We start from the raw sequence: 3,121 nt of genomic DNA on the forward strand, positions 1-3,121 counted from the left end.
AGAAAGTTTATCAACGCCGGTAATGAGCGCTTTCAGTTCAAACTCAGCCATTGCGCCGTTTCTCCTGCTCTATTCTGTTTGCCTGGCTTACCAGTAACGGGATTTCACTGACAGGCATATTCAGCAATTCAAAAGGGTTAATGCGCCAGTAACTGGCGCAATCGAAATAGCGGTCGGTCAGATATTCCGCCGTCAGCCCTGGAGGAAAAAACCCGCCACCAGCCAGCCGGCAGCATTGAGATCACCAGGAGACATCTGATCAACCGTGCTTAAAGGAACGCTTGCGAGTTTTACGATGTATTTCGCAATAATATGCGCCTGCAGTTTGATCGACTCGTCCTGGTTCATCTGATAGGGATAACCCAGCTCACGAACGTCTTTACCTGTCGGCTCGTTAAATTCCAGAACGCTGACCGTTTCGCCATGCGCGGTGACCGGGTGTTTAAGCTCAAGCTCTTTCATTACTGGTAATCCCCTTCTTCACCGTGGAATTCAAGTTCTGCCGTGCCTTCTTCAGGGTTATGGTTCGCTTCACCGTGTAGCCAGGCAGACGACAACACATAGACCTGACCATTCGCCAGTTCGGCGGTGATGGTCATCTGATCGGACGTGGTCACCTTGTTAACCGGGAAATCTTTAGGCACTTTAAACGTGCCTTTGATATACGGCGCACGGTGTGTCTCTTTACGATCAACGGAACCATCCAGGCCAATGACATCATCATTGACCGCCTTGTTCATTGGCACCTCAATGCCACCGGTCAGCGAGAGCTGCTGACCGTCAATTTTGAAATAACATGTACCGCCGATACGCGACATTATGCGGACTCCTCTTGATACTGAAGACGGAACTGATTAAGCAGTGCAAAGACGCGCAGCTGGTTAACGTAATCAGGCGGGTAAAGCACGTTGATACGTGACGGGTCGTTTGCGTCGCGTTCCACGATCAGGTGTTGCTTAAACAGGTCGTAGTTTTCGACGATGCCAGCACGTTCCATCTGACGGTACGTGGCCAGAAGCTCACCCTTGATCACCGCAGGTGTCACAATGGCCTGACCGGGGCCAAAGCGGGTGCCATCATTCGCCAGTTTGTGGCGACCATACTTACTGGTGATCACCGTTTTCAGACGGCGCAGCACGTAAGCACTGGTATGCAGCGTCTCGCTGTCGAGATAGCTGTTATCCGCTACGCCATACGCATTCTTTTTGTAGGTCGTGATATCGCGCTGAACGCGCAAAACGCCGCCCTCGGCATATGCGGTCGCAATGCCGTGCGTCAGCAGTGACTGCTGTTCAGAACGAATAAAGCGCTTGCCCGTTGGCGGCGGAAGCATGCCCGTCAGCTCACCCGTTTGTGTCGGGCGCGCCGGGTCGATACGCAGGAAGACAGCTGCGCGTGCTGTTCGACTGGCGGCCAGCTCATCCGGATTCGACTGAACCGTTTTTTCGTAACCTGCCAGCGTGACGTGCGGATCGTTGAACATGTCGCCCACGGTGATCAGGTCGCTGACAGCAGCAATTTTTGCCGTGTAGACGTGGCCGTAAATCTGGCGTAACCAGCTCCAGCGCCCGCTGGTATCGTTCATTTCCAGCGTGAAGGTGTTCATGGACGCGGTGTCGTTGAACGGGTGACCGATATAGTCGAAAGGCTCATCACCCATCGCGGCAATCGTGCCCGTCAGCAATGGCGCGCCAGCACCCGCCACACCAGATGCAATGGCGATCAGCACGCCAGCCGGGAGTTTTTCGCCACCGCTGAAACCGTAATAGTTCAGCGCGATCGGAATATCGTTCGCCCAGGTGCCTTTATGCCGAGATGTTAACGTGACGACACCTGCCGACGCTGCGGCGGTAAATGGTGTCTGACCGTCAGCAGTGATGGCAGCAGAGATAGCGGATGCAACGGCAGCAACATCGTCGCCGGTTGTCACGCTGGCCTGAATACGACGGCGGCCAATATACAGGCTGACAACGCCAGACTCTGTGGCCGCTCCTGTGACCGTCAGGATGAACGTTGCCGCCGCCCCAGTGTCAGGAACCGCAATCACCCACAGCTCACCAAAGGGATCGACGAGACGATAGGCTTCCACCATGCGCGCCAGCTGACTGCCCGCGCCACACTGCTGAATGGCGTAATCTTTTGACGGCATGAAAACCAGCTGGTTGGTCGCAATGGCTGCGCCAGTGTTTACATGACCAATCAGTAACGAAGGGGCGCTGGTCTGCGCCGTATTCGCCGCGCTGTTATCCATCTCGGCATAAAACAGCGGGACGCGAAGATCAGACGGAATAGTATTCATGGAGACTGTCATTTAGTGCTCACCTTCTTGTCCGGTGCTGCGCCCTGAGATGGCTTCACCACCTCAACATCCCCGTCGAGTTCACGACGGTACCAATACTGATTCGGTTCGACCTTTCGCCCTGTTGCAGGCAAAAGGTCGCCCCGGGCAGGATCATGAACTGACCGCCCGTTTTTGGGGTTCACAAACATGGTGTTCCTCAGGAAGGAAGGTTTATTTCCAGGTGGTGCTCGATGTTGCCGTCAGGCCCATGACCGGGGTCGATAAAGTCCACGTCAATCGACAACGTTTTGAAATCATCCAGGTCGTTCAGTTCGTCCTGCTGGCGGGTGTCGTCTTCTGAAAGTTCGGTGACAACAGAAAAATCGAACTGATAACTCAGTTCGTGACGGTTCACATCGAGCAGCGTGCCGCCTGTATAGGTGATGGGATTGCAGCGCTCTTCAGGATTCCACCCGAGCAGCGCCTTAAACAACATCTGCCGCACATCGTGAACCACATCGTATGAAGCAAACTGACCGCGCTCGTCACGTCCGTTGCTGACAAATACGATGACCGAAAAGCCCTCGGTCAAATCCTGCCAGTAATCCGTCTGGCTTTTCTGTTCGCCTGGTGAGTCGTCGCCGGGAACAACATAAGCAGACGGCAGTCGCATCTTCCCGACCTCGGGTAAATCCTTAAACTGTGCAGCACCGGCCACGCGGTTTTCAAAAATATCGCATCGGGCGCGCAGCGCAGCGATGACAGGAGTGAGTTTCATCAGCGTCGTTTTTCCGGTTTGAGGGATAGTCTCAGTTCACGCGCCAGGTAATAGCGTGTCCA

At 54.5% G+C, this 3,121-nt stretch carries 6 protein-coding genes; all 6 read right to left on the reverse strand.

Annotation, left to right across the window (positions count from 1 at the left end; translation table 11 throughout):
• Nucleotides 1–43: 43 nt before the first annotated feature.
• Genes ACKI5T_RS15875 through ACKI5T_RS15900 form a run of 6 tightly spaced genes read right to left on the reverse strand, consistent with a single transcriptional unit; the run spans nt 44 to nt 3,059 of the window.
• Nucleotides 44–226: a hypothetical protein gene (locus tag ACKI5T_RS15875; protein WP_317180077.1), complete on the reverse strand. Its 183-nt coding sequence runs from the start codon at nt 224–226 to the stop codon at nt 44–46.
• Nucleotides 193–462 (reverse strand): phage tail assembly protein, encoded by a 270-nt coding sequence (locus ACKI5T_RS15880; RefSeq protein ID WP_407438669.1) that lies wholly within the window; start codon nt 460–462, stop codon nt 193–195. Before ACKI5T_RS15880 ends, ACKI5T_RS15875 begins: the two co-directional genes overlap by 34 nt.
• Nucleotides 462–818, reverse strand: coding sequence for a phage tail tube protein (locus tag ACKI5T_RS15885; protein WP_407438671.1), 357 nt, complete (start codon nt 816–818; stop codon nt 462–464). Before ACKI5T_RS15885 ends, ACKI5T_RS15880 begins: the two co-directional genes overlap by 1 nt.
• Nucleotides 818–2,311 (reverse strand): phage tail sheath subtilisin-like domain-containing protein, encoded by a 1,494-nt coding sequence (locus ACKI5T_RS15890; protein ID WP_407438673.1) that lies wholly within the window; start codon nt 2,309–2,311, stop codon nt 818–820. The genes ACKI5T_RS15885 and ACKI5T_RS15890 overlap by 1 nt, the downstream gene beginning before the upstream one ends.
• Nucleotides 2,308–2,490: a DUF2635 domain-containing protein gene (locus ACKI5T_RS15895; protein WP_407438675.1), complete on the reverse strand. Its 183-nt coding sequence runs from the start codon at nt 2,488–2,490 to the stop codon at nt 2,308–2,310. Before ACKI5T_RS15895 ends, ACKI5T_RS15890 begins: the two co-directional genes overlap by 4 nt.
• A gap of 8 nt (nt 2,491–2,498) precedes the next feature.
• On the reverse strand, nt 2,499–3,059 hold the full coding sequence (locus ACKI5T_RS15900; protein WP_407438677.1) for a hypothetical protein: 561 nt from the start codon (nt 3,057–3,059) through the stop codon (nt 2,499–2,501).
• Nucleotides 3,060–3,121 lie beyond the last annotated feature (62 nt).

Source organism: Lelliottia sp. (assembly GCF_045627565.1).
Taxonomy (GTDB): domain Bacteria; phylum Pseudomonadota; class Gammaproteobacteria; order Enterobacterales; family Enterobacteriaceae; genus Enterobacter.